Genomic DNA, 25160 nt, shown 5'->3' on the forward strand with positions numbered 1-25160 from the left:
CTACACCGCAAATAAATTACCAATATCCGCAAAGGCCTTAAACTCGAGCGCATTGCCAGCAGGGTCATAGAAAAACATGGTTGCCTGCTCACCCGGTTTGCCCGCGAAACGAATGTGCGGCTCAATCACAAAGTCTATGCCTGCTGCCTTCAACGTATCAGCCAGCGCTTGCCAAGTCGGCATATCAAGTACCACACCAAAATGCGGCACTGGCACCGCGTGGCCGTCAACTGCGTTACGTGCAGGCGGTAAGATACGCTCTGGTGCCACATGGGTGACCAACTGATGACCAAAGAAATTCCAGTCAATCCACTGACTGTCACTGCGACCTTGCTCGCAACCCAACAGGTCACCATAAAAGGCTCGCGCTTTAGCCAAATCATCCACCGGAATCGCTAAATGGAACGGCGCTATGTGGGCTTGGTTAGCTTGCATTCATCCACCTTACTTATTCAAACTGAATACTAAAAAGCGCCACCTGGATGGCAGCGCTTTTGTCTGGTTAGGAACCTTACATCACCGCTAAGGCTTGGTTCAAGTCCGCAATTAAGTCATCGGTGTCTTCAATACCGACAGAAATACGCACAAAGTTATCGTGAATACCTAACTTCTCACGGTTCTCTGCTGGAATTGACGCATGGGTCATAATTGCAGGGTGTTCAATCAAGCTTTCAACACCGCCTAAGCTCTCGGCCAAGGCGAAAATTTCCACCGCTTCAAGGAAACGCCGCGCGCTTTCAATATCACCATCAAGCAAGATTGAAATCATACCGCCGAAGCCTTGCATCTGCTTAGCCGCTAGTGCGTGCTGCGGATGACTTTCAAGCCCTGGGTGGATAACTTTCTTCACCCGTGGGTGCTGCTCCAGCCATTTGGCAATCGCTAAACCGCTTTGGTTGTGTTGCTGCATACGCAGCGCCAAGGTTTTCACCCCACGCAGCGCCAGGTAGCTGTCAAAAGGCCCTGCGACTGCGCCGACTGCGTTTTGCAAAAACACCATGCGCTCAGCAAGATCTGCATTGTCGCCAACGACCGCAATACCACCGACCATGTCTGAGTGACCGTTAATATATTTGGTCGCTGAGTGCATCACAATATCAGCACCTAGTTCGATAGGGCGCTGGTTGTATGGGGTCGCAAAGGTATTATCCACCACCACAATCATGTCTGGGTTATGTGCTTTTGCCAACTCAACGACGGCAGCGATATCCACCAGTTTCAACATCGGGTTGCTTGGAGTTTCAATCCAAACCATACGGGTTTTGGCGTTGAAAGCGCCTTTGACTTGGTCTAAGTCGGCTAAGTCCACATACGAAAACTCAAGACCGGCGGAGCGCTCGCGCACTTTATCAAATAAGCGGAAACTGCCGCCGTACAGGTCGTCCATCGCCACCACATGGTCGCCGCTGTCCAGCAACTCAAGAATGGTCGATGTTGCTGCCATACCAGAGGCAAACGCCAAACCTTGGGTGCCGCCCTCTAAATTGGCGACTGCGCGCTCATAGGCAAACCGCGTTGGGTTGTGCGAACGCGAGTACTCAAAGCCCTTATGCACACCAGGGCTTTCCTGCAAGTAGGTCGAACTCGTCACGATCGGTGGCATCACTGCACCTGTCGTCGGATCAGGGGCTTGACCACCATGAATAGTGCGGGTTGCGAAGGCTAACGACTTTTTATCTTGCATGCTTCACCTCTTAATCTAAATCTTGTTGTGCCAGCCATTCATCATTGAATAGCTTGGATAAATAACGACTGCCCGTGTCACAGGCTAAGGTCACGACGCGTTTGGCTTCGGTTTGCTCACGGCAATACTTCAGCGCGGCTGCGATAAGCGTGCCGCTTGAAGAGCCGACCAGGATGCCTTCGTGCTTGAGAATATCGCGCGCGGTGTAGAGCGACTCTTTGTCGCTAATTGCGTAGGCTTTATTGGCCAACTCAATGTTGCACGTGTCGGGAATAAAATCTTCACCGATACCTTCAATTAACCAGCTGCCTGGCTCGACTTCTTTGCCTTCATTGACCAGTGGCGCCAAAATTGACCCCTCAGGGTCCGCCAGCACTAAATCAACCGCTGCATTTTGCTCGCGCAAATAAGCGCCAACACCACTTAAGGTGCCGCCTGAACCCACACCGCACACGAACGCATCTAAACGCCCTTCCATTTGCTGCCAAATTTCAGGCCCTGTGGTGGTGTAGTGTGCTTTCACGTTCGCTTGGTTTGCGAACTGATTCACATAGAATGCACCGCGCTCTTCAGCAATGCGTTGGGCCATATCTTGATAATACTCAGGATGGCCTTTGTTAACGTCTGAGCGTGTACCGATGACTTCAGCGCCCATAGCACGCAAGTTATATAACTTCTCGCGGCTCATTTTGTCAGGCAACACAATGACTAATTTGTACCCTTTTTGCATAGCAACCAATGCTAAGCCCAAGCCGGTATTACCCGCAGTCGCTTCGACAATGGTGTCACCGGGCTTCAACTTGCCTTCTTGCTCAGCCGCGGCAATCATGCTCACAGCAATGCGATCTTTGATGGAAAGCCCCGGATTTTGAATTTCAAGCTTCAAGTAAAGCTCGCAGGGGCCAGTGTCTAAGTTACTGACTCGTAGCATCGGCGTGTTACCGACCATTTCCAGCGCGTTCGCGTATATTTTCATAGTCACTTTTTTCCAATCGTCAGATGTAGGGCGTCATGATACTAAAGCTACCAGCGAGTATCTATGCAATTAGCGCTCACCCGCTTTTTGCGCGCTATAATATTTACTTATGAGGTATATCAATGGCGCGGGTTTGGCAGCGGCTTGTATCCTTTGTTAGTATCAGGGTAGATTAGATCATGCATTGATGCCGTGATTCATCACTTTTTATAATCAATGCCTTTTAGTAGCCACAGTAAGGAATGTCCATGCCCCAGAGTTCAGGCTTCGGCCGCACGATTAAACTGTCTGCCGTAGCAGCAGCCACCGGCCTTGTTTTAAGCGCTTGTACCTCCGCTGATCCTGATCCGCAAGATGTATTTTTTGACACCTTGCTAGCCCATTGTGGCAACAGCTACGCGGGCGCAGTCACCATTGGGGACGAAGCTTTAGACGCCGACTGGATTGCTGCGGATATCGTCATTGAAGTCAAAGAATGCTCGGATCAGCGCATTCGCATTCCACTTCACGTAGGTGACGACCACTCTCGCACCTGGATTATTAGCCGCACCGAGAATGGCTTAGAGCTGAAGCACGACCACCGTGAGCGTGACGGCAGCCATGACCCGATGACTATGTATGGTGGTGAAACGTTTAGCCCAGGTACCCCGTATTCGCAATCGTTCCCCGCTGACGAATACAGCAAGCAATTATTTGCTGAGCTAGGCGCCACAGCGTCTATCGGTAATACCTGGTGGGTTAAATTTCCAGACCAGAACACTTTGCGTTATCGCTTAGTGCGTGACGATCGTGAGTTTCAAGTCGATGTGGATTTAAGCCAAACCGTCGAGACCCCACCCGCACCTTGGGGCTGGGAAGACAACTACCAGTATCGCGACTAACCCGAGGGTTGGGTTTTAACTTGAACCGATAAAAAACGCCGCGATGTTTCCACCACGGCGTTTTATTATTAGCGCAAGTTAACGCTGTCTATATTAAGGCTGATAGTTGGCCTCTAAGCGTACGCCTGAATAAGCTTGATACGCATGCACACCTAAATGCCACGTGCCACTTTGCGGGTTATTAATCGTACATAACTCTTCGTTACCCGCGCGATATGGGCGGCACTCCCATGTTTGCAGGGTCGGCTGACTACCGCGACGCACATATAAATCAGCGTCCCCTGTGCCACCGGTAATGCGCACGGTAAAGGTGCTCATGCCAGCGGGTACATTAATGGTGAAACGGTTCCACTGCCCCGTTGCCGCAGACAAGTTATCCACGCTACCACCACCGCCAGTACCTGGGTTTCCGCCATTATCGCCGCCGTTGTTGCCTAAGGCTAAGCTGATTGCGGCACCCGCATCCACGATACCTGCACCACAACCGCTACAAGCAGATGGGAAGCTGCGGCTTGAGTTAACCAAAATACTTGCTACTTGGTCTGGGGTCGCATTGGGCAATGCTTGTTTAACCAATGCAGCGACACCTGCCACGTGAGGTGCGGCCATTGAAGTACCTTGGCTAAAGCGATAGCTATCGTTGGCTGGGGTGGTGGTGCCACTGTTAAATGTCGACAACACACCCTCAGGGTCGTTCGCAAAGTTCTGTGCACCACCTGGTGCCGCTACAGTGACTGACGAGCCGAAGTTGGAGTAATACGCACGCCCACCACTGCGGTTTGTAGAGGCAACATTAATCACACCACTACAGTTACCCGGGGTGAAGTTATTCGCGTTGGCGTTACTGTTACCAGACGCCACCACGACCACACTGCCATTATTGCGTGCAACATTAATCGCTTGCTGAGTCGTATTTTGACAGCTGCCTTGCCCGCCTAAACTCATGTTAATGACATCCGCTGGGTTCGGGTTGCTCGGTACACCCGGTACGCTGCCACCAGCTGCCCACAAAATGCCGTCCGCGATATCTGCCGTGGTGCCGCCGCAACGTCCAAGCACACGTACAGGCACAACTTTTGCGTCGTAGGCTGCGCCAGCAACACCAGTACCATTGTTAGTGACTGCCGCGATGGTGCCTGCAACATGGGTTCCATGCCAACTTGAATTTTGGTTTTGAGCTGGGAAGCCGCCACCACATGCGCCTGCAGACACCCAATCACCCGGGTCGCGTGCGTCGCTATCACGCCCATTGCCATCATTGGCAATAAACGGGTCGGAGATCATGTCGTAGCCTGGCAATAAATTCGCGGCTAAATCAACATGCGGTCGGTAGCCGGTATCAAGCACCGCCACTACAACCCCTTGTCCAGTCATGCCCTGAGCCCAAGCCGCAGGCAAATTGGCGCCTCCCACAGGCTCATAGTAATGCCATTGTTGGTTGTAATTTGGGTCATTCGGAGTTTGCATCGGTTGATGCAACATGTTTTCTTCAACGTACTCAATATTGGGATCGGCCATTAACTGCTCAATGGTCTCTTCAACAACCCCGCGCCGATTGCGACTGCCTCGCGGATGCCACTGCGCAGTGACGTCACCAATTTGACCGACACGGAACACGTGGGTGTTCGGCAAGCCCATACTGCGTTCATAGGCTAAATCTAAGCCCGTTGATTGCGAGATTTCCATCGCTTTCGCCTGCATCAGGGTACCGCGCTCGCTCGGGTTCCCTTGCACTCGCGCCATGGCCATCGGGTCTTTGTCGTCTTTGAATTTCACAATAAAGCTCAATTCTGGGCCTTGATTAGACAATCGAATGTCTAGCCCGCCGGCACCTTGACCGCCGTTACCTTGACTATTTCCCTGTGCTTGACGCACGACACTTGGAGGAGCTGGACGTGCAACTTCCGTTTGCACTAACTCACCCTGGCTTGCCCCTGCAATACTTGAGGTGCTGGCCAACGCAACAGAGAGTAAACTCAGCTTAAGAGTTATAACTTTTTTCATAAATCCTACTTATATTCTGTTGAATTAAGGAGTGGCTCATAGATGAGCCGCGGTTTACAGCGGGCAAAAGAGGAAGTAATTTATCGCGGTAATTATCAGAAAATGCAGAAAAAAACCAAAGTAACCCAATACGGCTAGCCCGAAATTAAGCTAACCGTTTGTTGCATTGGTGTAAACAATAATTTTTTAATTTACAATTTATTAACCATCAGCGCAGAAAGTAATAGTTAACGACTAGCACGACAGCGTTGAAAGAAGTCGCTCAGCGAGTAGCTTTCCTGCTGTACAATGCTATCTCCATCTAGGTATGTAACCGCTAGCGTGTCGGTGCCCTGTTCAAGACGCACACCGTTAACCCCAGCCAAGCGGTCCATATACAGAATATTTTTATACAGCAACGTATGGTTACAACTGATCACAGCGCTGATTTGCTGGTTTTCATCCGAGGTGCCAGCAATATATACAAAGTTGACTCGGTAACCTTCGCCCTGCACGCTATCTAGCACGCGATTTTCGCCGATATTAAACATCGCCACACTAAATAAGGCGAACACACCCACGAGTGCAGCCCATATCCAGGCGCCAATGCGGATCAACGGCCATTGCGGCATATCGCCGACTGCTCGCTTCAGCATCCACACCCCCGCCACCACAATCACCAGATGCAATACACTGACAATGCTTTCGACCAGCGCTTGATGCTCTGTCCAACGCCAGGCAAATACCGCCTGCCCCGGCTGCGCTACAATTTCATACCAAAGTGGCACACTCAACGCCACCATAGCTAACGTCATCCACATAAGACGCTGACCAGGGCTATGTTGAGTGTCCATCGTCGATTGTTGTTGGTTCACACGCTACCTCAATTGATTGGTTTCTCTGCGCGCCAGCATAACAAAGGTATCCGCTGCATGCCTACCCTTTAAAAGCAGGTGCTAGAGACGCTGCAACTGATTAAGCAGGTTATCCAATGCGCGATAGCTTAATGCTTCACTTAGGTGGATACGCTGTACCTTGGGCTGCTGCTCTATATCAGCAATGGTGCGCGCCAAGCGCAGCACGCGATGATATGCACGGTGCGATAGATTCAACTTTTCAATCGCAGTGACTAAAAAGTCATGGTCGTCGGTGCTTAACTGACAGTGCGCAAGCACCTGCGGCCCTTGCACGTGCTGATTAAGGCAGCCTTGGCGCTGCAACTGGGTCGCTTGAGCGGCCTCAACCAACGCGCGCAAGCTTGCGCTGTCGGCTTCTTGCTGATCGGTGTTGTGACTTTGCGATGGGCGCAGGATGTCAGGTTGACGCGGCACTTCGACCTGAATATCGATACGGTCAAGAAAAGGGCCAGATATCTTACTGAGATACTTAATGATTTGATCCGGCGTCGCGCGCGCCGAACTTAAATCGCCGTCAAACGACCCACAGGGTGATGGGTTTAATGCACAAATCAATTGAAACTGCGCCGGAAAGCTAGCGCGCTGCTGGGCACGACTTATATGCACCATGCCAGACTCCAGCGGTTCACGCAGCGAATCTAAGGTATGACGAGGTATTTCAGCGAGTTCATCTAAAAACAGTACGCCTTTGTGCGCAAGGGTAATTTCACCTGGTTTGGGGATAGATCCGCCCCCCACAAGGGCCGCGGCTGAACATGAATGGTGCGGGCTGCGCAGTGGCCGCTGACGCCAGGACTGCGCTACAAACCCTTCCGGCGAGAGCGACTGGATTGCCGCTACTTCAATACTATCGGCGTCATCTAGCGGCGGCAGCAAACTCAACATGCGCTGCGCCAACATGGTTTTACCTGTGCCCGGTGGGCCCACAAACAATAAATTATGTCCGCCTGCTGCCGCTAACAACAATGCGCGCTTGGCCTGCGCCTGACCCCGTACTTCACGCATATCTGCTTGCACCTGAGCTTGCACCGGCAAGTCCTCCGGGGCAATCAGGGCACGCCGTGCTTCACCAGTCAGATGCAGCACGAGCTGTGCCAGAGATTCAAAGCTATAGGCTATCGCTTCGCGCAGTAAGCCTGCCTCACGTGCATTCGCACTTGGTATCAGCGCCAACCGTGCCGCAGCTTGGCACGCCAGTAAACTCGGCAATGTGCCCTGCACAGCGCGGAGCTCACCAGCTAAACCTAGCTCGCCATACACCTCAATGTCATCAATCGCGGCGATGGCAACTACTTCACCGGCGATGAGCACTCCTAGGGCTATCGCTAAATCATAGCGCGCGCCCTGCTTTGGCAGCTCCGCAGGCGATAAATTGACGGTAATTCGCCCGACCGGAAACTCAAAGCCAGAGTTAATCAGCGCAGTTCGCACGCGGTCTTTGGCCTCACGCACCGTGGTCTCCGGCATACCAATGATTTGAAAGTGACCGATTCCCTTACCCACATTGACCTCGACACGCACCTGCGGCGCCTCCATGCCCAGCATCGCTCGTGTGTACACCACCGCTAAACCCATCGCACAGCCTCTGTTATAAAGCTTTAACCATAGTGCTCTAGGCTGGGTTGCGATATTGGGTAATTGCGTAAAGTAGATTTAAACCATTTTAAGGCTTAAGAGCACTACCACGAGTTTCCTCGCGAGGCGCAAAGTGGTGCATAAACCAAAATACAAATACGCCGATCATGCCTGTTCCTAAAATCACAAAAAACCATAACGTTGAGCCCATTAAATATAAAGGCTTACGATAAGTGCGACGCGTTCGTTCCGCCTCCAAAAACACTGAGAATGCTAATACTATATGAATAAGAAGCGAGAAAACGCTAAATATTGTTAATGCCAATCCGCCGAAGTTTTCCATGAGTATCCTGTAGCTATTAGTATTTACAAGTGGCTGGACATGAGATTTCGCCACGCGAGTTCCTGCCACACGCCATGATAAAGAAGTTTTGATTACAAATCGGGAGTGAGGGTGTGCTTGAATTAAAACCCATCATCCAAATATTAAATTGGTCAGCTGCAACCCTCGAATTAAATCTTAATGTTTGACCATTTAAATCATCGCGTGACAATGGAATATATTGCCCTCCACACTCCCTTGCAGTTCCTGGCACGACTTCAAATGTTTCAGCAATAGGATTGGCATAAACTTTTATTTGCCCTCCTCCCGGCAGATGATATTCAATCGGCAACAGTAAATTTATACCCAAATTAAAATTCCCAACATTCACAGTTAAATTTGAGAGCGCAGCTAACCCATTTACGACATTGTGAGCAAGAGGAAACACATCGGCATGTTGGTCATACAAATTCTTGCGCGTTTCAGAGGACGAGATAACATCATAAACATTTACGTAGTTACCACTTTTACATTGATTTACATTTTGCTGCTGAATCTGAAAAGTATTATTAGGATTAACTGGTGACAGTTGTTTAACAGAGGTATTATACCGCTCAACCTGAAGGATAAAGTTTCTTAGAGCGGACTTAACTGCATCGGACGCCTGAAGCACCGTAACTTCTCTTCTCTGATGCTCGACATCATTCCTAATAAGAAAATACCTTAATTCACCAGTACCTACGTTATGAACGTAGTGTCGTGATCGGTGCAACTCTCCTGCATTCTCAATAGCAATCGCTGACATTTGTGCCGAAGTACAGCTATCGCAAAATGTAAAAGTGTCAGAAGCGTGAGATGTAAAACTAACAAATAGCAAAACACAGAACACAGAACACACGGCAGCCTTCATAGAAACTCCTAAGTCATAACATAAAAAGGATCAAGGTACGTAGCTATATGTTAACAATATGTGGTAATTGTGTTGGTTGCAATCAATAAAAGTGACATATAAAGTGACGGGCAATAAAAAAGGGAGTTAACGCTCTGCGGTTAGCTCCCCTTGGTTAAGTCGCGCTTGGTAGGCTGATGCCCATCGCGCAAACGCATCTTGGCTATTGTATTGTGAGTTAAACGGTAGGCTGTAGCGTGGTCGTTCTATCACGCGTTGCGTGGCTTCAGTACCTTGTGGGCTGGCGCCGATATTCAACTCATATTGCGGGTTACCTTGGTGCGCCGCATAGCCTATCAGTAGTACTAGTGCGGTTTTCACACTAGGTTTTAGTTTCACCATATTGTTTCCTTCTGTTTTGGTCTTTTTATGTATCACCAGACTAGCGCTTGATTATGACTAAATTGTGACAGTCTGCTAGCTGCGTATCTTTTATTTACCTAAATCTTGCGCCAGATACCGCTGTTTTACCAATGCATTGCGACGATTGCTGCAATCTGTCAAACCCCGTACACTGCGGTAAAAGCTAATTGTGCGCAGCCACTTAGGTTGTCTATAGGGAACGTTATGCTCACTCCAGAATCTTCACCGACTTCAGCCACGCTGGCGGTTAATTACCGTCAGGTTGACCGTAAGTACATTCGTCAGTTACGTGTGGAAATATCGCTACAACTTGTTTTAATCATTGGGCTTGCGCTTTTTTACACCTATTTTGCCCCTGTGGATTGGCGCTGGATTGGGATTAGTTTGGCGGTGGTAGTGACACTGATCTGGCTTTTGATGGTATTGCTCTGGGCACCTAGACGCTATCAGTTCACGGGCTACGATGCCCGTGAACTTGATGTGCATTACCGCACTGGTGCACTGTGGCGCCGCCAAGTAGCAGTGCCTGTGAGTCGCATTCAGCACGTTGAGATTGCCCAAGGCATGATAGCGCGCACCTTAGGCTTGAGCCAGTTAGTCATTTATACCGCAGGTGGCAGCGGTTCCGACTTGGCGATTCCCGGCCTTCCCTTAGCACTCGCAGAGCGCTTGCGCGATCAGTTGCTGGATCAAGTCGCAGCGCGGGCCGCTGAGGAAACCGAACATATGGCAGAGCCGCAAGCATGAATTTACAACGCGTCGCGTGGATAGCGCTGATCTACTTTTTTGCCCGCTCAATTCGGGTCGCTATCAGTCAGCTCAGTAATTTATGGCCCCTGTTGGTCGTGTTTTTCACTGCCGGTGCCGAGCTACGCGGGCTTATTTTGCTCGGCGTGGCTATTGTGGTGCCAACCTTTTTGCTTGTGTTTACGGTGTTGAGCTGGTGGTTTTTTCGCTATGCCTTAAATGAGCACAGCCTGCATGTGCGCGAGGGCATTATCTGGCGCAAGCAACTGACCTTAGACTTTGCCCGCATTCAACAAGCTGATGTACGTGAACCTTGGTACTTCCGCCCGTTCAAGCTAGCGATATTGGGCGTTGAAAGCGCAGGATCAGACAGCAAAGAAGTGCAAATTGCCGGCCTGAGTACGCCCGCTGCATACCGTATGAAAGAAAAGATGCTGGCCGAAACCGCGATTGACACCGACGTGAGCGAAGGACTCGAAGCACAACAGCACACCGCGCAAGCGTCTACCCGCCATATCTTTAGCCTGCCGGTTACCGAAGTCGCGCGCTATGGATTGATTTATAACCCAGTATTGCTGTTATTACCGATTCTGGCGTATCCGTTGGGTCAAGCCAATGTGGTCGACGATTATGTCATGCCGTACTTAAACCCCTTGCTTGACTCACTAGAACGCTTTCAGGCCGACGAGTCGCTATGGCTGACTATCGCCATTATCGCACTTTTAAGCTTGGCTATAGTGGTCGGATTGTCCGTATTACTGGCGATTATCCGCTTCTACGGATATCAGTTAACTGCCCAAGGGTCCCGTTACCATGCCAAAATGGGGTTAATTTCGGTGACCAGCCGCAGCTTTCAATACGTGCGATTACAACGTGTTGTACTGCAACAAGGTTTTATTGCGCTGTGGTTACGCCGTTTTAGTCTGCGCATTAACCAATCGGGGCAAGGCCGGCAACAACAGCAAACCGACAAAGTGTTTTTTGTGCCTGTGCTGAATGCCGAGCGCCAGCAACAATTGGCGACTGAGCTGCAATTGGAAACCCCGACATGGCAGGGTTTCCATTGGGCAAGCACGCTGCTGCCATGGCTGATGACCACACTCTTCATTACCCTCGCTGTGGCTTTAATCAGTCAGTTTTCCTGGACAGCAATTGGGTATGCACTGACGATCAGCGCTATCGCGGGCGTGCCAATTCAATGGCAGATGTGGAGAAAGCGCGCGTTCTTCCTGGGCGACTATTGGCTCGCGACACGCCATGGTTTGTTCGGACAACAGCAACGCTTTATCCCCAGCGTGAAGATTCAGCAGGTTACATTGCAGCAAGGGCCTTGGCTGCGGCTGTGGGGTAGTGCCAAATTGCATGTTTATAGTGCAGCAGGACGCGAAACTATTGCGTGGTTGCCCTATGCACAAATAAAAACGCTGCAACAGCAACTGTTGCAGCGTAGTACTGACTTTAAAGGTCGTTGGATGTAGGCTTAGCCGCGGCCAAGTACTTAGTCCTGGCTTCGCTGGCGACGCTCGCCACGCTGACGTGGGCTCTCACCCTCGCTGCGTTCAGCGCGTGCTTGCTGGCGCTGTTCACGTACGTGGGCACGAATTGCATCGCCGTGCTCGCGGATTTGTTCACGGCGCTCTGCTCGCATAGCGGCGTGCTCTGCGCGGCGCTGCTCGCCTAATTCAGCAAAATCTTGCGCCGATAACTCACCTTTATTGTGCTGGTCAAGTTGTGCGAATGCTGCTCGCGAACGCTCTTCTGCGCGCGCAACCGCTGCGGCCACAAACTCTTCCTCGCTGATATAGCCGTCATTATTGGTGTCTAAATTAGCGAACCACTGGTGACGGCGGTTTTCACGCTCAGCTTCTGTTAAGCGCTCTACACGTGGACCATCGCCGCGCTTAAACTCACCACGTTTACCCTCACCACGCTCATACCCTTGGCTGGCACTCGCGCTACCGGCAACAACTAATAACGCCATTAATGACATGCTTGCTACTTGCTTGATTGATGTTTTCATAACTTTTCCACCTTGCTAACTCTATGTGTGAACTTACAAGGCTAAATATATGCCCACAATGTGCAGTGAGTATGCGCCAAATGTGGATAAATTATGGAGGTGTTGGCCATTCAAAACGGTAACCAACGCCATACACAGAATGGAGCAGCTGCAGCTCAGGCGCAACCTGCTGTAGCTTGATGCGTAAGTTCTTAATGTGGCTATCAATGGTTCTGTCTGACACAACCCGGTAATCATCATACGCCGCCTGCACCAACTGGTCGCGGCGAAACACTCGCCCTGGCTGCTTCTGTAACGTGTCTAATAGTCTGAATTCCACTGGTGTTAAGTCAATAGGTTGCCCATTTAAACGCGCGGTATACGAGTCCGTATCGAGCTGTAAGCCGGTATTCGGCTGTGCAGTCGCGCCCTGTTGCCAGCGATGCCGACGTACAATGGCTTCAACCCGGGCGACCACTTCGCGGGGGCTAAACGGCTTACAAATATAATCGTCGGCGCCCAAGCGCAGCCCAAGTAACCGGTCAATTTCATCGTGGCGGGCAGTCAGGAAAATCACTGGCACGTGGGAGAATTCACGCAGCTGCTGACACACTGCCAGCCCATCTAAGCTAGGCAGCATAATGTCTAAGATCACCACGTCAAAATCATTCGCGCCCGCCGCTTTCAGTCGCTCAAGCGCCGCTGCCCCGTCACTTTCAAGGGTGACCTGCATGCCAGCATGCTGCAAGTAGTCGCGCAGCAAGCCTTGAATATCGGCTTCATCTTCTACTACCAAAATTGAGGCTGCATCAGGCATGCTCGGCTCCCGTTAAACTATCTAGCGCACCCCGGCCCTGCGTACTTAGCGTTACCTCGACACGTAGCCCACCCAGCTGACTCGGTCTGGCAATGACGTCGCCGCCATGGGCGTGGGCAATGCGTTGTACCAGGGTAAGGCCAAGACCCGAACCGCCCTTGGCCCGATTACGTGACGAATCGACCCGATATAAACGCTCGAAAATACGCGACAACGCATGCTCAGGCACGCCAGGCGCACTGTCTTCAAGCACTAATACGACTTGGCTGGGCGCAATCTCTAAACGCAGTGAAATTTGCCCCGGCGCATCGGTGTAACATAACGAATTCGACCACAGGTTTTGTAGCAACTGCGCTAAACGCTCAGGGTCGGCTTGTACCCAAGCAGGCTGTGATGGCGCGTGCAAACTGACTTCGATACCTGGGATTGCCTCCGCTTGGTGTGCAAGGCTTGGCCACATACGTTGCAGCCATTCACTCATATCCAAGTCCTGCCAGCGGTAAGTCAATGAGCCGATATCGGCTTGCGCCAATGTATGTACATCATCAACCAGTTGAGTGAGTTGCCTGACTTGCCCCTGTAACAAGCCCATCTGCTGCGCATCTAGACTGCGGATGCCGTCTTCGATGGCTTCTAATTCGGCCTGTAAAATGGTCAAAGGTGTGCGTAGCTCGTGGGCGACATCGGCCATAAAGTCACGGCGTTGCTGAGTCGCTGACTGCAATGAGCTGGCAAGACGGTTAATGTCAGTACTTAACTGAGCCAAGTCGTCACGCCCCGTGGCGGGCAAACGCACATCATACTGACCACGCGCTAAGCTGCGTGTTGCCTGAGTTAACACGTTTACGCGCTGACGCAAACGTCGCGCCAGCCAGCCCGCAGCTATCGCAGCAGCCAAAATAGCCAAGCCTGCGGCTATCGCTATAGCGCTTAGCTGTTGTTGTTGAAAAACGCTGTCGATGGGCTGCATCGGGCCTTCAGGCCGCAAGCTGACTAAATAACCCACCTGACGCACGGGGTCGCCCGCCAGAATAGGCACCTCAATAACACTTTGCTCACTCGTGCGTAAGTCGCGCCCGCTAACCCGTGTGCCATCAATGTCATACAAACTAATATCACGAAAGTTAAAACGGCTGGCAGGGCCGCTTAAAGGAGCTCGCTCTTCTCTGGCGGAACGCGCGTCACTGCGCCACTGCGCAGCCGTTAGCCCGGCCAATAAGCGTCTTGCACCGCCGCGCTGAATATCATCGAGCTGCTGAAACTGAAAGTTCTCGTCGCGTAACCTTTGCACATCGTAAAAATCTGCCACCAACACTGCTAGCTCTTGTAAACGCTGCTGCTCTTGGGCGGCTAAATAGGCGTTAAAGTTGTAGGTAAAATAGAAACGCAGCCCAAGCATAGACAGCACCACCAGCGCCAAGCCGACGCCGGCGATAGCAAGAAAAAACTGCCATGTGGTGCTTAGAGAGCTGCGCAGCATGCTGATGCCTTGAAAGGACTAAAGTTGTAGCGTGCCATTGTGCGTAAGTTGCTCGGCAATCTCAACTAAGCTTTGCTGCCAAGCTTGATTCAGTGCTTCGACAAGCGCTGGGTAGCCATCGGCACTCAAACCTTGATACTGATGAAACTGGCCATGCGCCACATACCCTTGGTTGGCGTCACGCAACTGCCATTGGCCACCGACAACCGCTTGCTGTCGCGAGTTCAAGTGAAATTCATCGACCACGATATCGAGACGATAATCCAGACTACGTAAATGCGCGCTACCATGAATAGACAACCAACTATGGTTGGGTAATTGAGCGGCGAGGCCAAGCCGAAGCTGGCGCTGAAGCTGTCTGGGTAAAGGCTCTGCCCAGCGATGGTAATGGGCTTGATGGAGCTGATGACCGTCCTGCATGGTCACAATACTCTGACCGCTTAAAAATGCCGCCACTTCCACTTGGCCAATCACAATTTTAGCCCCAGACGCATTCGGTTCGCTTGTACTGATTGCGCTAAGTTCAGGCGCACTCAATAAGTATTGCTGTACCTGCGGCGTACTTGAGCATGCCGCTAAAGTGAGCAACAAAGCGCCAAGCGCAGCAAAGGTCCATCGTCGTATCATTATCGTTGCTCCCGTCGTGGCTGTGGGTCTGCGGCTGGCGCGCGCTTAAATAGTATCGAACTAGGCTGCTCACCTAATGACTCAGCAAATGGCTCTAAGTCACTTAAAATGCGCTCTAAGCTTTGAATAGCGCGGGTGGCGTCATTGTATGCCGGTGCATCAGTAGAATACCCTGATAATAAGCGCTCAAGCTCGTCTAAGGTGCCTTGCAAACGCGCTGGTAATTGCTGCATTTCCGGCTGCGACATGAGCGCCTGCAATGAAGTACTCAACTGCTCGACAGCCTGAAGCGTTTGCTCCGATGCAGTCAGTGAGCGCTCAGCTTGCTCACCAATCGCGCCGAAATCAATCTGGTTCAGATTATCTACGAGCGCGGCAATTCGGCTCTCCAGCGAGCCGCTGCCACCAGAAAGCATCGGAAACAGCGGGTAATCATAGTCATGTTCTGCCAGTTGCAATGGTGCATCGCTAAACACCAAATCAATGAACTGCGCGCCCGTGATAATATTGCCCGATTGCAACTGTGCGCGTAGCCCACGCGCAAAAGCCCGCTGCATTTGCTGCTGCCAATTTTGCATGTCTAAATCACCAAAGCTTGGACCTAAACGTTCAGGCTCAATCCGAATCAGCACCGGCACTTCTTGCTGCATCAGCCGCTGCCCAAGGCCCTCACCGCCGGTGTATGGCACTTGCAATACAGTGCCAATGCGAATGCCCCGAAACTCAATCGGCGCGCCCACACTCAAACCACGTACGCTTTGCTCCACCAGCATGATGTAATCGGCGTATTGGGTAAAACCTTCCTGCTGAGCCGACTCGCGGTCGCGGTACAAGGTGAACTCAGTATCTTGGGCTACGCGCTCGCCCGCTGGCCCTTCGTTAAGAAAGTCAAAGGTAATACCGCCGACTAAGATCGATTCTAATGAGCCCATGTCAATGCGTACACCATCAGCGCCGAGTTGAAATGACACCCCTGAACTTTGCCAAAAACGCACCCGGTCAGACACTAAATCTGAAAAGGGTTGCTGTATAAACACGCGAAATTCATTGCGCTGGTTGTCGATATTAAATTCCGCTGATTGAATACGACCCACGGTATAGCCGCGAAACGTGACTGGGTCGCCTGGGTTTAATTGATTACCATGGTCACTGTGTAAGCGCACACTTACGCCCGCTTCGCCACGTCGCATCACTGGGGGTTGCGCTAACGTTTCAAAGTGGCGCTGCCCAGGTTCACCGATTCCGGGTTCAAGTTCAATATACGCACCTGATAAAATGGTACCTAACCCACTGACACCATCACGCCCTACTCGCGGCTTAACCACCCAAAACTGCGCATCTTCAGTGAGCATATTGTCGGTACCATCGAACATACGTATCGCCGCACGAGCTTGGGTAAAGTCATCCGTCAAGGACACACTTTCAACCCGTCCCACCGCCACTTCTTTGACTTTGACCATAGTTTTGCCGGCTTCAACACCTTCGGCATTCAGCATAGTCAGATGTACCAATGCACCACGCTGGCTTAAGGTGTCGTAGGCCATCCAAATGCCAATCGCCAATGCAACCGCTGGTACCAACCATATCGATGAAATACGCCGCGCCCGACCCCGTCTGGCTTTGCCAAACGTTTGGTCAAGGGTGTCATCAATGGGATTGCTCATGCATCCTTTCCTCTTCTAACTGGGCGACCCGATGGGGCTGCCACAATGCCTTAGGGTCAAATGCCATCGCAGCCAGCATGGTTAAAATAACCACTGCAGCAAAAGCAAGTGCAGCAGGGCCTGGTTGAATAGACAAAATCACGCCAGCTTGAATCAAGGCCACCATAATGGCGACAACAAAGACATCAATCATAGACCATCGGCCAATAAATTCGACTATTCGATACCAACGCATGCGTTGTTGCTGTGTCATGGGGTCGGCACCAGCACGGGCTCGTTGCACCACCAAGCATAACCAGGCCAAGACAATGATCTTAGCGACTGGAATCACAATACTGGCGAAAAAAATCACCGCCGCGACAAAGTAGGAGCCCAATTCAACCATTTGCCACACCCCACCCAAGATCGTCGACTCCGTGACCCCAATTAAGCTCTGGGTGCGCATCATCGGATACAGGTTAGCTGGAACGTATAAGATGCTGGCTGCAATCAATAAGCCCCAGGTATGTTCGATGCTGTGCCGACCGGGCACTCGAATACGCCGCGCGCAACGCCGACAATGGCCCTGCTCAATGCGATTAAGTAATCCACAGGTACGGCAGCCGACCAACCCTTGTGACCACGCGTCGGTTCCGCTTACCGCCACGTACGGCGTTTTGGGCTCCCCCTTTAATGCAAACCACATCCAGTCGGAATCAACATTCGACACCGCTTTGACCATACACACCACATAAGCGCAGAACGCCCAAAATGACGGGCCTAAACTAATTGATGCCATGCTTAATAGCTTGACTAAGCTGACCAACACGCCCACCAAGAACACGTCGGTCATTAACCACGGCTTGATATGGCTTAACGCCCGCGCTAGCCAAATACTACCGGGCAAATAGCGGCGCGACGCAATACCGGCATACACGTAGGTGACAGCGAGCAGATACATACCAGGTAAGATGACAATGGTGGCAATAATGACCACTGCTAATGCGGGCCACTGGGTTGCTCGAAACGCAGTGGCGGTATCCAGCAGGACAATTTCAGTTTGGCTCGCACCTAAACTAAATTGCATAAATGGGAATAACAGCGTCAGCATGAGCATAATCACCGCGCTGACACTATAAGCCAGCACGCGCTCCGCTGGCGCTTTAGGGCGGTAGGCTAATTCATGGTCGCAACGCGGGCATGACGCTGCTTCACCTGCGTGCAACGGCGGTAGCGTGACCACTAAGTCACATTCTGGACACGCTCGACGCCGCCGCATTCGGTTACTTACTCACTTGGCTTGGTCGCAGCGTCACCGGCGTCCACATCTACTTTGGCGGGCTCGGAGGCTTGAGATTGCTTCTCTAACACTTCAATGCGCTGACGTAAGCGCAATAGCATCTGCTGCTGGACCTCAAATTCTTCGCGGCTTACCACATCCAGCTTACTCAGTTGCTGTTGCAATGTTTGTTTCACGCGGCCTTCGATGTTGTCAGCCATGTCACGTACGCCAGGTGGGATGCTGTCAGTAATTTGCTTCGCCAACTGCTCGATTTTTTTAGTGTCTATCATCGGATTACCTTGGTTTTACTCCAGATACCTTAACTATAGCACGCCAAATGCGATAAACTCCTGCGATTACACAGAGGTCAATCATGAAACTTAATCCACGTCAGCAACAAGCCGTTGAATATATCGCTGGTCCTTTATTGGTCCTGGCGGGTGCTGGCAGTGGTAAGACACGAGTGATTACGGAAAAAATTGCCTATTTGATCCGTCGCTGTGACTACAAAGCCAAAGACATCGCCGCGGTGACCTTTACCAATAAAGCCGCTCGCGAAATGAAAGAGCGTATTCATCAAACCCTCGGTCGCCAAGCCTGTCGTGGCTTGCGCGTATCCACCTTTCATACCCTTGGGTTGGACATTATTCGACGTGAAACCAAAGCCCTTGGCATTAAGCCTGGCTTCTCTTTATTTGATGACCAAGATTCACTCGCACTGCTTAAGGCGTTGACGGACGAAGATTTCGAAGTTGATAAAGCATGGCTTAAACTTGCGGTTAGCAAAATTAGCAACTGGAAAAACGACATGTTGTCACCGGATGCCGTGCTAAGTAAGGCCGAAGGCGACGACGTCATATTCGCGCAAGTGTACGAAGCTTATCAGCGCCACTTGAAAGCTTATAACGCTCTCGACTTCGACGACCTTATCTTGCTACCGACGCTATTATTACGCAGTCAAGCCGCCGTGCGCGAGCGCTGGCAAAAGCGTATTCGCTATTTGCTGGTGGATGAATACCAAGACACCAACACCAGCCAATATCAGTTGGTGAAGTTGCTGGTGGGCGCGCGCGCGCGCTTTACCGTTGTAGGCGACGATGACCAAAGTATTTACTCCTGGCGCGGCGCCCAGCCGAAAAACTTAGCGCTACTACAAACTGATTTTCCTAGCCTGCAAGTGGTTAAATTAGAGCAAAACTATCGCTCTATGGAACGGATTCTAAAGTGCGCCAACATCTTGATTGATAACAACCCCCATGTATTTGAAAAGCGGCTGTTTTCTGACATGGGGTATGGCGACCCTTTGCGCGTTATTTTTGGTCGTAATGAAGAGAACGAAGCCGAGCGCGTGGTTGCTGAAATTGTTCGTGAACGGTTTTTATCGCGCACACGTTATGGTGATTACGCGATATTGTACCGCGGTAACCATCAGGCGCGGCTGTTTGAGAAAGCGCTGATGAATAACCGCATTCCTTACAAAATGACCGGCGGTCAGTCGTTCTTTGCCCGCGCCGAAATTAAAGACATCATGGCCTATTTAAGGCTCTTGGTGAACCCCGACGATGACAACGCATTCCTGCGCATTATCAACTTGCCACGCCGCGGTATCGGCCCGCAAAACCTGGAGAAAATTGGCCAACTGGCGAATCAAGAACACGTGTCTATGTTCGCAGCTTGCCAAATTCACGGTTTAAAAACCTTGCTAAGCGCACCGGCTTACCATGCGGTGGAAAGCTTTGTTGGCTTAATCGAGCGCACCGCGCGCAAAGCAGCAGAGCCGGGTGTCGAAAGCGTGCAAGCAATTCGCGATCTGATTCAGTTTATTCAGTACGAAGCGTGGTTATTTGAAACCAGCCCAAGCCCAGCCGCGGCTGAAATGCGGATGAAAAACGTCAATGAACTGTATCGCTGGGTCAGTGACATGCTCAGTGACGAAGACGAAGCCGTCGATAACGAACCGCTAAGCCTGCAGCAAGCCGTGAGTAAGTTGATGTTGCGCGACATGCTATCGCGCCAGGAAGACGACGAGGAAGGCGATCAAGTTCAGTTGATGACTCTACATGCGTCCAAAGGACTCGAGTTTCCCTATGTGTTTATGGTCGGTATGGAAGAAGGGCTGCTACCGCACCAGTCTAGTATTGATGAGCATAATATCGAGGAAGAACGTCGTTTGGCCTATGTGGGTATTACCCGCGCCCAACAGCGTTTAGTATTTACGTTAGCGCGTGAACGACGTCAGTATGGCGAAGTTATTCGCCCCGAGCCCAGCCGCTTTTTGTTTGAGTTACCCCAAGACGATGTGCAGTGGGAGGACCAACAGCCCAAGCTGTCGTTAGATGAGAAAAAACAACGCACTGCAAGTAATATCGCAGCGTTACGTAATCGACTAAAAGGCAGTTAGCCGGCCTTACCTTGGACGTCGCGCTTGGTGACATTGACTTCAATGCACGCCGGTTCGCTTAACAAATTTCCCTGCCCGTGATGCACCCCTAAACCGCGTAATTGCTTGAGTAACACTTTTGACTCAATACCTTCTGCAATCAACTGGATAGAAAGCTCCTCACATAAGGTCACTACATGCCGAACCATAGCGCGAGCGCGTGCTTTGTTCGCTGTTTGGCTCACGAAGCGGCGATCTAATTTAATGAAATCAAAGGGGAAATTGTAAATAAACTGCAGTGGCCCAGAACCACGCCCAAAATCATCCAACGCCAGTTTAAAACCCGCGTCATGTAAGCGGCGTAAACCAGCCAAAATGCGTTTGCCGTCACAACGCAACAGGCTCTGCTCATCAAATTCGAGCACAATATTATGTGCTGGCACCGAGAGGGCAGCCAAAGACTCTTCTAGCTGCTTTAAGTACCGGTAACTAAGCAAGTGCTGCGTCGATAAGTTGAAATGTATACGACAGCGTTGCGCGGAAATATCTGCCGCTAAGGTTTCGTCCACGTCCGCTGGGAGCTCATGCAACAATTGCTGACAGCGGGCGATGACCCATAAATCGATACGTACAATGGCACCTGAATGCTCCGCTGATTCAATAAAGCTACTGGGTGAAAGTAACTCATCACCTCGCTTCCAACGTAGCAGCAATTCATGACCTTCCAGCGCATTGCTGTCGAGATTATAAATAGGCTGGTACCAGAGCTTAAAATCTTTGTGCAGCTGAGCGCTTCGCAACGCGGATTCTTTCGATACCGCCGCAACTAAACCATGGCGTATGGTTTCGTCAAATATCACATATTGACCGCGTCCACCGTTCTTCGCTTCATACATGGCGGCATCAGCGTCGCGTAATAAACGATCGACGCTTTCTTTGTTGGGTCGGCTGACTGCAATACCGATACTGGCGCCGGAAAAATGCTCTTGGTCGTCCAAACAGAATGGTTCGCGCATCGCTTCGATAATCGTTTCAGCGACATGCTTTGCTTGCTCGATATCGCGTAACTTATCTATCAAGATGACGAACTCGTCACCACCAATGCGCGCGATTAAATCGGATTGCTGGACTGCAGCGCGCAAGCGCTGGCTCACCTCAAGCAAAAACTGGTCGCCTGCTGAGTGACCCAAAGTGTCATTAATATTTTTGAAACGGTCTAAGTCGATAAACAGCACCGCAAAGCGTGATTTTTGTTTCGCCTGCCGGCTAATGGCTGCGCTCACGCGCTCGGTGAACATTGCCCGGTTCGGTAGGCCAGTCAAGTTATCATGGTGCGCATCGTAATACAGGCGTTCCTCAATTTTTTTGCGCCGCTCAATTTCTTCAACCAATTCCTCGGTACGTTCGGCAATGCGCTTTTCCAGGAATATATTGGCGCGCGCTAACTTTTCCGCCGAGCGTCGACGCTCAATAGCCACCGCAACGTGTTGTGATACGAAATTTAAAAGCTCAAGATCGTCGCGGTTGTAGGTTTGCTCGTCGTCATAAATTTGCACTGCGAGAACACCAAACACATCACCGTTAAGCATCAGCGGTGAGCCTAACCATTGGCGCGGCATCGCACCCAAATCACCGCTACTGACAATATCACCGCGCGCTAGCAGGCGTTCACGCTCATGATGGTCAATCATAATAGCCTTACCATGGCGTAAAACGTACTCCGTCATGCCTTTGCGTAAACGGCGCTGCTTGGCTTGATGATCGTTTTCATCGACATAGTAAGGAAAGTAGACCTGCTGCCCATTCTCAGTCAGCAGTGCGACATAAAAGTTGTCGGCTTGTACTAACTTTTTAATTTGCCGGTGCAAGGCACTGTAAAAGCTATGCATGTCCTCTGAGCTATTGGTCAGCTCCGATATAGCAAATAGCACAGAGGTTTGTAATTCGGCCTTTTCACGTACCGTAATTTCTTTCAACAAGTCTTCGTTGGTGATGCGTAGTTCAGCAGTTTGGCGCTTGATCTCGGCCTGCATCAATGCACGTTGACGGAAGCGGTCAAGGGAGTTGACCACGTGTTGCGACACGAACATTAAAAGCTCAAGGTCGTGTTCACTGTAACGCACAGTTTCTTTGTAGCTCTGCACCACCATAGCGCCAATGACCTGTTCGCCAGATAAAAGCGGCACACCAAGCCAATCGATGCCAATGGACCCCATCATATCGATCTCACCGCTGTCTTCGAGCTCACGGAATCTTTCTTTGGTCAGGAGCTGAGGCTCACCTGTGCGCAGTACATATCCGGTCATACCGCGCTTAAGTTTTTCAGCGGGCATCCGACATACTATATCGATGCTGTCGTATTCGTCGACGAAGTACGGAAATTCAACCGTGTCACTGTCGGCATCGTAGAGGCAAATATAGAAGTTATTGGCGGCCATCAGCTCGCCGATAATGCTGTGGACCGAAGCGTACAATTGATTCATGTCACGCACAGACGCCGCAAGTTCAGAAATTCTGAACAGCGCCTTTTGAACCACCTCTGCTTGGCGGTACTTGTGGGTGAGAAACTTGAGGCGTTCAATCACTTTTTGCTGACGCGCAAAAGTGTCTTGTTGGCTCTCAATTATGTCAACGCTTGGCATCAATTGTATTTGTTATAAAATTATTAGTACAAATTAACATACACGAAAACGCTAATAGACGCCATAGCTTCTAACAAAACAAGTGATGTTGTTGATTTAATGTAATATATAGTTTTAAAAGCATAAAAAACGGCCTCTAAAGGCCGTTTTTTTGTATGAGGTTTGACTTATAAACCCGCAATCATGTGCTCAATAGCAGCTTCGATTTCTTCGTCGCTACAGTTACCACAACCACCGCGTGGTGGCATCGCATTAAAGCCATTGATTGAATGCTCTAGTAATACTGCCATGCCTTGAGGTAAACGATCTTCCCAATCACCTGCATTACCTTTACGTGGCGCGCCTAGTACACCACCTGCGTGACATGCAGCACATGCCTGGTTGTAAACAGCCTCACCTGAGCGAGTACCGCCAGATTGAGCCGCAGACGCAGATTGCTGGCCTGCTTCGCTAGCTAAGCGTACCTGGCCTGAAGGCTTGATACGATCAGCAATGCTTGAAGAGTCTGATGCCACAGCAACGCCGCCCGCTAAGACAGCACCCGCTACTAACGCAACAACCGCTTTCCAGTTTAATAATGTAGATACTTTCACAGTGTACTCCTGGGTTACCCATCTGCGGCACAGCTTTGAGCGTCAACGGACACGTGCGATGATGCCGCTAATTTAAAATCATCTGCCCCGATTATAGCCACAATTTAGCAGAGGTTAAATAGCAACGCCCTGCTACTTTTCATAATACCGCTAGCATAGCAAAAAGATCACTGTGTTAAACTAGGCGTATGAGCGATTCAAACCGTAAAATAGCTTTACTTGATCTAGATGCGTTTTTCGCCTCGGTCGAAGTGCTGCGCGACCCAAATTTAGCCGATGTCCCCTTTGCGGTGGGCGGTGGCGGCGAGCGTGGGGTGGTCGCTACGGCGAATTATCTGGCGCGCAAATTTGGTGTGCGCAGCGCAATGCCTGGTCATCAGGCACGTAAGCTATGCCCGCAGTTAATCTTTGTAAAACCTGATATGGCCGCTTACAAAGAAACATCGCTGCGCATCCAGCAGCGCCTATTAAGTATTACTCCGCATATGGAACCAGCCTCGATTGACGAATTCTATCTTGACCTTACCGACAACACACTTTGCCAAGGCAGTGCATCGCGTACCGTTGAGATGATCCGCGCTGAGCTGCGTCAAATGGGAACACCTGCTTCAGCGGGTATTTCAAATCAGAAAATGGTGGCAAAAATCGCGTCTGAAGAGCGCAAGCCGGACGGCCAGTTTGTGGTCGAGCCCGCTCAAGTTTATGCTTATATTGCGCAATTACCGCTGCAGAAAATTCCTGGTATTGGGCCGAAAAGTTTGGCCCGCTTACAACATGCTGGCTTGCACCTTGGTGCAGATGTGCAACTTAGTGAGTTAGGTCAATTACAAGCCTTACTAGGTGATAAAGCTGGCTATATTTTGCATCAACGCTGCCAGGGCATCGACCCGCGACAGGTGGTCACCACCAGTGTACGCAAAAGCGTTGGTACGGAAGAAACCTTGCGCCAGGATTTGCAATCATTACGCGCCGTTGAGCAATTCACCGAGCGCGAACTATTGCCTTCGTTAAAACGCCGCTTAAAGGTAAGCCGCTGGCAAGACGCAAAAATCAAGACCCAAACCGTTAAGCTCAAGTTCAACGACTTTCAACAAACAACGGTGTCACGCGCAAGTAACCGCATTTCACCGTCTATTTTTTATGCACTACTACGTGAGGCTTGGGACCGCCGTAAAGGCCGTGGCGTGCGCTTAATTGGTATAAGCGTCACCCTGCCTGACCCCGATTCGGCGAAACAGTTGGAACTTGAGCTGGAATGACCGACTGGTCGGCTATTGCACAGCTGGCAGCTATGCTAAGC

General features: G+C 50.9%; 23 protein-coding genes. 5 read left to right on the forward strand and 18 right to left on the reverse strand.

Annotated elements, in window-relative coordinates; all coding sequences use genetic code 11:
• From CWE07_RS03740 to CWE07_RS03750, 3 genes are all read right to left on the reverse strand, one after another.
• The gene (locus CWE07_RS03740; protein WP_111568721.1) at positions 1 to 435 is read right to left on the reverse strand and encodes a VOC family protein; all 435 of its coding nucleotides are present in this window, start codon (positions 433 to 435) and stop codon (positions 1 to 3) included.
• A gap of 76 nt (positions 436 to 511) precedes the next feature.
• Positions 512 to 1684, reverse strand: a complete 1173-nt coding sequence (locus CWE07_RS03745; protein ID WP_111568720.1) for a cystathionine gamma-synthase — start codon at positions 1682 to 1684, stop codon at positions 512 to 514.
• A 10-nt stretch (positions 1685 to 1694) separates the two neighbouring features.
• Entirely contained in the window at positions 1695 to 2660 is a 966-nt protein-coding gene (locus tag CWE07_RS03750) for a PLP-dependent cysteine synthase family protein (protein WP_111568719.1), read from the reverse strand.
• Positions 2661 to 2908: 248 nt separating this feature from the next.
• On the opposite strand from CWE07_RS03750, the gene CWE07_RS03755 reads away from it, so the two are divergent.
• Positions 2909 to 3541, forward strand: a complete 633-nt coding sequence (locus tag CWE07_RS03755) for a hypothetical protein (RefSeq protein ID WP_241974033.1) — start codon at positions 2909 to 2911, stop codon at positions 3539 to 3541.
• A 93-nt stretch (positions 3542 to 3634) separates the two neighbouring features.
• On the opposite strand, the gene CWE07_RS03760 is transcribed toward CWE07_RS03755, so the two are convergent.
• From CWE07_RS03760 to CWE07_RS03785, 6 genes are all read right to left on the reverse strand, one after another.
• Positions 3635 to 5545, reverse strand: a complete 1911-nt coding sequence (locus CWE07_RS03760) for a S8 family peptidase (protein WP_111568718.1) — start codon at positions 5543 to 5545, stop codon at positions 3635 to 3637.
• A 227-nt stretch (positions 5546 to 5772) separates the two neighbouring features.
• Complete coding sequence (locus tag CWE07_RS03765) at positions 5773 to 6399, reverse strand: hypothetical protein (protein WP_126818973.1); 627 nt, start codon at positions 6397 to 6399, stop codon at positions 5773 to 5775.
• Positions 6400 to 6480: 81 nt separating this feature from the next.
• Positions 6481 to 8016 carry a YifB family Mg chelatase-like AAA ATPase gene (locus CWE07_RS03770; protein WP_111568716.1) on the reverse strand — a complete coding sequence of 512 codons (1536 nt, stop codon included), beginning with the start codon at positions 8014 to 8016 and terminating at the stop codon, positions 6481 to 6483.
• Positions 8017 to 8104: 88 nt separating this feature from the next.
• Positions 8105 to 8359: a hypothetical protein gene (locus tag CWE07_RS03775; RefSeq protein ID WP_111568715.1), complete on the reverse strand. Its 255-nt coding sequence runs from the start codon at positions 8357 to 8359 to the stop codon at positions 8105 to 8107.
• 16 nt (positions 8360 to 8375) lie between these two features.
• Positions 8376 to 9248 (reverse strand): hypothetical protein, encoded by an 873-nt coding sequence (locus CWE07_RS03780; protein ID WP_111568714.1) that lies wholly within the window; start codon positions 9246 to 9248, stop codon positions 8376 to 8378.
• A 126-nt stretch (positions 9249 to 9374) separates the two neighbouring features.
• On the reverse strand, positions 9375 to 9629 hold the full coding sequence (locus CWE07_RS03785) for a hypothetical protein (protein WP_111568713.1): 255 nt from the start codon (positions 9627 to 9629) through the stop codon (positions 9375 to 9377).
• A gap of 225 nt (positions 9630 to 9854) precedes the next feature.
• Here CWE07_RS03785 and CWE07_RS03790 point away from each other — a divergent pair, with 225 nt between their 5' ends.
• Both CWE07_RS03790 and CWE07_RS03795 read left to right on the forward strand, forming a co-directional pair.
• Positions 9855 to 10397 (forward strand): PH domain-containing protein, encoded by a 543-nt coding sequence (locus CWE07_RS03790; protein ID WP_111568712.1) that lies wholly within the window; start codon positions 9855 to 9857, stop codon positions 10395 to 10397.
• Positions 10394 to 11875 carry a PH domain-containing protein gene (locus tag CWE07_RS03795; protein ID WP_111568711.1) on the forward strand — a complete coding sequence of 494 codons (1482 nt, stop codon included), beginning with the start codon at positions 10394 to 10396 and terminating at the stop codon, positions 11873 to 11875. The genes CWE07_RS03790 and CWE07_RS03795 overlap by 4 nt, the downstream gene beginning before the upstream one ends.
• A gap of 20 nt (positions 11876 to 11895) precedes the next feature.
• Here the strand turns inward: CWE07_RS03795 and CWE07_RS03800 are convergent, their stop codons facing one another.
• The 7 genes from CWE07_RS03800 to ubiK all read right to left on the reverse strand — a co-directional run bounded on the left by CWE07_RS03800 (position 11896) and on the right by ubiK (position 18535).
• On the reverse strand, positions 11896 to 12417 hold the full coding sequence (locus CWE07_RS03800) for an EF-hand domain-containing protein (protein ID WP_111568710.1): 522 nt from the start codon (positions 12415 to 12417) through the stop codon (positions 11896 to 11898).
• A gap of 91 nt (positions 12418 to 12508) precedes the next feature.
• The gene (locus CWE07_RS03805) at positions 12509 to 13213 is read right to left on the reverse strand and encodes a response regulator (protein ID WP_111568709.1); all 705 of its coding nucleotides are present in this window, start codon (positions 13211 to 13213) and stop codon (positions 12509 to 12511) included.
• A complete protein-coding gene (locus CWE07_RS03810; RefSeq protein ID WP_111568708.1) occupies positions 13206 to 14693 on the reverse strand; it encodes an ATP-binding protein in 1488 nt (495 codons plus the stop codon). Before CWE07_RS03810 ends, CWE07_RS03805 begins: the two co-directional genes overlap by 8 nt.
• A gap of 18 nt (positions 14694 to 14711) precedes the next feature.
• Positions 14712 to 15320, reverse strand: a complete 609-nt coding sequence (locus tag CWE07_RS03815) for a PqiC family protein (protein WP_111568707.1) — start codon at positions 15318 to 15320, stop codon at positions 14712 to 14714.
• Positions 15320 to 16984 carry an intermembrane transport protein PqiB gene (pqiB, locus tag CWE07_RS03820; protein ID WP_111568706.1) on the reverse strand — a complete coding sequence of 555 codons (1665 nt, stop codon included), beginning with the start codon at positions 16982 to 16984 and terminating at the stop codon, positions 15320 to 15322. Before pqiB ends, CWE07_RS03815 begins: the two co-directional genes overlap by 1 nt.
• Complete coding sequence (locus CWE07_RS03825; RefSeq protein WP_111568705.1) at positions 16968 to 18242, reverse strand: paraquat-inducible protein A; 1275 nt, start codon at positions 18240 to 18242, stop codon at positions 16968 to 16970. The genes pqiB and CWE07_RS03825 overlap by 17 nt, the downstream gene beginning before the upstream one ends.
• A gap of 8 nt (positions 18243 to 18250) precedes the next feature.
• Complete coding sequence (gene ubiK / locus CWE07_RS03830) at positions 18251 to 18535, reverse strand: ubiquinone biosynthesis accessory factor UbiK (RefSeq protein ID WP_181452251.1); 285 nt, start codon at positions 18533 to 18535, stop codon at positions 18251 to 18253.
• A gap of 83 nt (positions 18536 to 18618) precedes the next feature.
• Here ubiK and rep point away from each other — a divergent pair, with 83 nt between their 5' ends.
• Entirely contained in the window at positions 18619 to 20646 is a 2028-nt protein-coding gene (rep, locus tag CWE07_RS03835) for a DNA helicase Rep (protein ID WP_111568704.1), read from the forward strand.
• Here rep and CWE07_RS03840 read toward each other — a convergent pair.
• Both CWE07_RS03840 and CWE07_RS03845 read right to left on the reverse strand, forming a co-directional pair.
• Positions 20643 to 23267 carry an EAL domain-containing protein gene (locus CWE07_RS03840; RefSeq protein WP_111568703.1) on the reverse strand — a complete coding sequence of 875 codons (2625 nt, stop codon included), beginning with the start codon at positions 23265 to 23267 and terminating at the stop codon, positions 20643 to 20645. The genes rep and CWE07_RS03840 overlap by 4 nt on opposite strands.
• Positions 23268 to 23434: 167 nt before the next feature.
• A complete protein-coding gene (locus CWE07_RS03845; protein WP_111568702.1) occupies positions 23435 to 23860 on the reverse strand; it encodes a c-type cytochrome in 426 nt (141 codons plus the stop codon).
• A gap of 188 nt (positions 23861 to 24048) precedes the next feature.
• On the opposite strand from CWE07_RS03845, the gene dinB reads away from it, so the two are divergent.
• Positions 24049 to 25119 (forward strand): DNA polymerase IV, encoded by a 1071-nt coding sequence (gene dinB, locus CWE07_RS03850; protein ID WP_111568701.1) that lies wholly within the window; start codon positions 24049 to 24051, stop codon positions 25117 to 25119.
• Positions 25120 to 25160: the final 41 nt, after the last annotated feature.

This window comes from Aliidiomarina maris (assembly GCF_003987335.1).
GTDB classification, from domain to species: Bacteria; Pseudomonadota; Gammaproteobacteria; order Enterobacterales; family Alteromonadaceae; genus Aliidiomarina; species Aliidiomarina maris.

Excerpts from the sequence above, each read along its gene's own strand:
- CWE07_RS03770 (WP_111568716.1), bottom strand. The coding sequence starts at position 8,016 with ATGGGTTTAGCGGTGGTGTACACACGAGCGATGCTGGGCATGGAGGCG.
- dinB (WP_111568701.1), top strand. The coding sequence starts at position 24,049 with ATGAGCGATTCAAACCGTAAAATAGCTTTACTTGATCTAGATGCGTTT.
- CWE07_RS03775 (WP_111568715.1), bottom strand. The coding sequence starts at position 8,359 with ATGGAAAACTTCGGCGGATTGGCATTAACAATATTTAGCGTTTTCTCG.
- CWE07_RS03805 (WP_111568709.1), bottom strand. The coding sequence starts at position 13,213 with ATGCCTGATGCAGCCTCAATTTTGGTAGTAGAAGATGAAGCCGATATT.
- CWE07_RS03840 (WP_111568703.1), bottom strand. The coding sequence starts at position 23,267 with ATGCCAAGCGTTGACATAATTGAGAGCCAACAAGACACTTTTGCGCGT.
- CWE07_RS03790 (WP_111568712.1), top strand. The coding sequence starts at position 9,855 with ATGCTCACTCCAGAATCTTCACCGACTTCAGCCACGCTGGCGGTTAAT.
- CWE07_RS03810 (WP_111568708.1), bottom strand. The coding sequence starts at position 14,693 with ATGCTGCGCAGCTCTCTAAGCACCACATGGCAGTTTTTTCTTGCTATC.
- CWE07_RS03815 (WP_111568707.1), bottom strand. The coding sequence starts at position 15,320 with ATGATACGACGATGGACCTTTGCTGCGCTTGGCGCTTTGTTGCTCACT.
- CWE07_RS03760 (WP_111568718.1), bottom strand. The coding sequence starts at position 5,545 with ATGAAAAAAGTTATAACTCTTAAGCTGAGTTTACTCTCTGTTGCGTTG.
- CWE07_RS03745 (WP_111568720.1), bottom strand. The coding sequence starts at position 1,684 with ATGCAAGATAAAAAGTCGTTAGCCTTCGCAACCCGCACTATTCATGGT.
- CWE07_RS03785 (WP_111568713.1), bottom strand. The coding sequence starts at position 9,629 with ATGGTGAAACTAAAACCTAGTGTGAAAACCGCACTAGTACTACTGATA.
- ubiK (WP_181452251.1), bottom strand. The coding sequence starts at position 18,535 with ATGATAGACACTAAAAAAATCGAGCAGTTGGCGAAGCAAATTACTGAC.
- CWE07_RS03800 (WP_111568710.1), bottom strand. The coding sequence starts at position 12,417 with ATGAAAACATCAATCAAGCAAGTAGCAAGCATGTCATTAATGGCGTTA.
- CWE07_RS03750 (WP_111568719.1), bottom strand. The coding sequence starts at position 2,660 with ATGAAAATATACGCGAACGCGCTGGAAATGGTCGGTAACACGCCGATG.
- CWE07_RS03780 (WP_111568714.1), bottom strand. The coding sequence starts at position 9,248 with ATGAAGGCTGCCGTGTGTTCTGTGTTCTGTGTTTTGCTATTTGTTAGT.
- CWE07_RS03755 (WP_241974033.1), top strand. The coding sequence starts at position 2,909 with ATGCCCCAGAGTTCAGGCTTCGGCCGCACGATTAAACTGTCTGCCGTA.
- CWE07_RS03825 (WP_111568705.1), bottom strand. The coding sequence starts at position 18,242 with ATGCGGCGGCGTCGAGCGTGTCCAGAATGTGACTTAGTGGTCACGCTA.
- pqiB (WP_111568706.1), bottom strand. The coding sequence starts at position 16,984 with ATGAGCAATCCCATTGATGACACCCTTGACCAAACGTTTGGCAAAGCC.
- CWE07_RS03795 (WP_111568711.1), top strand. The coding sequence starts at position 10,394 with ATGAATTTACAACGCGTCGCGTGGATAGCGCTGATCTACTTTTTTGCC.
- CWE07_RS03740 (WP_111568721.1), bottom strand. The coding sequence starts at position 435 with ATGCAAGCTAACCAAGCCCACATAGCGCCGTTCCATTTAGCGATTCCG.
- rep (WP_111568704.1), top strand. The coding sequence starts at position 18,619 with ATGAAACTTAATCCACGTCAGCAACAAGCCGTTGAATATATCGCTGGT.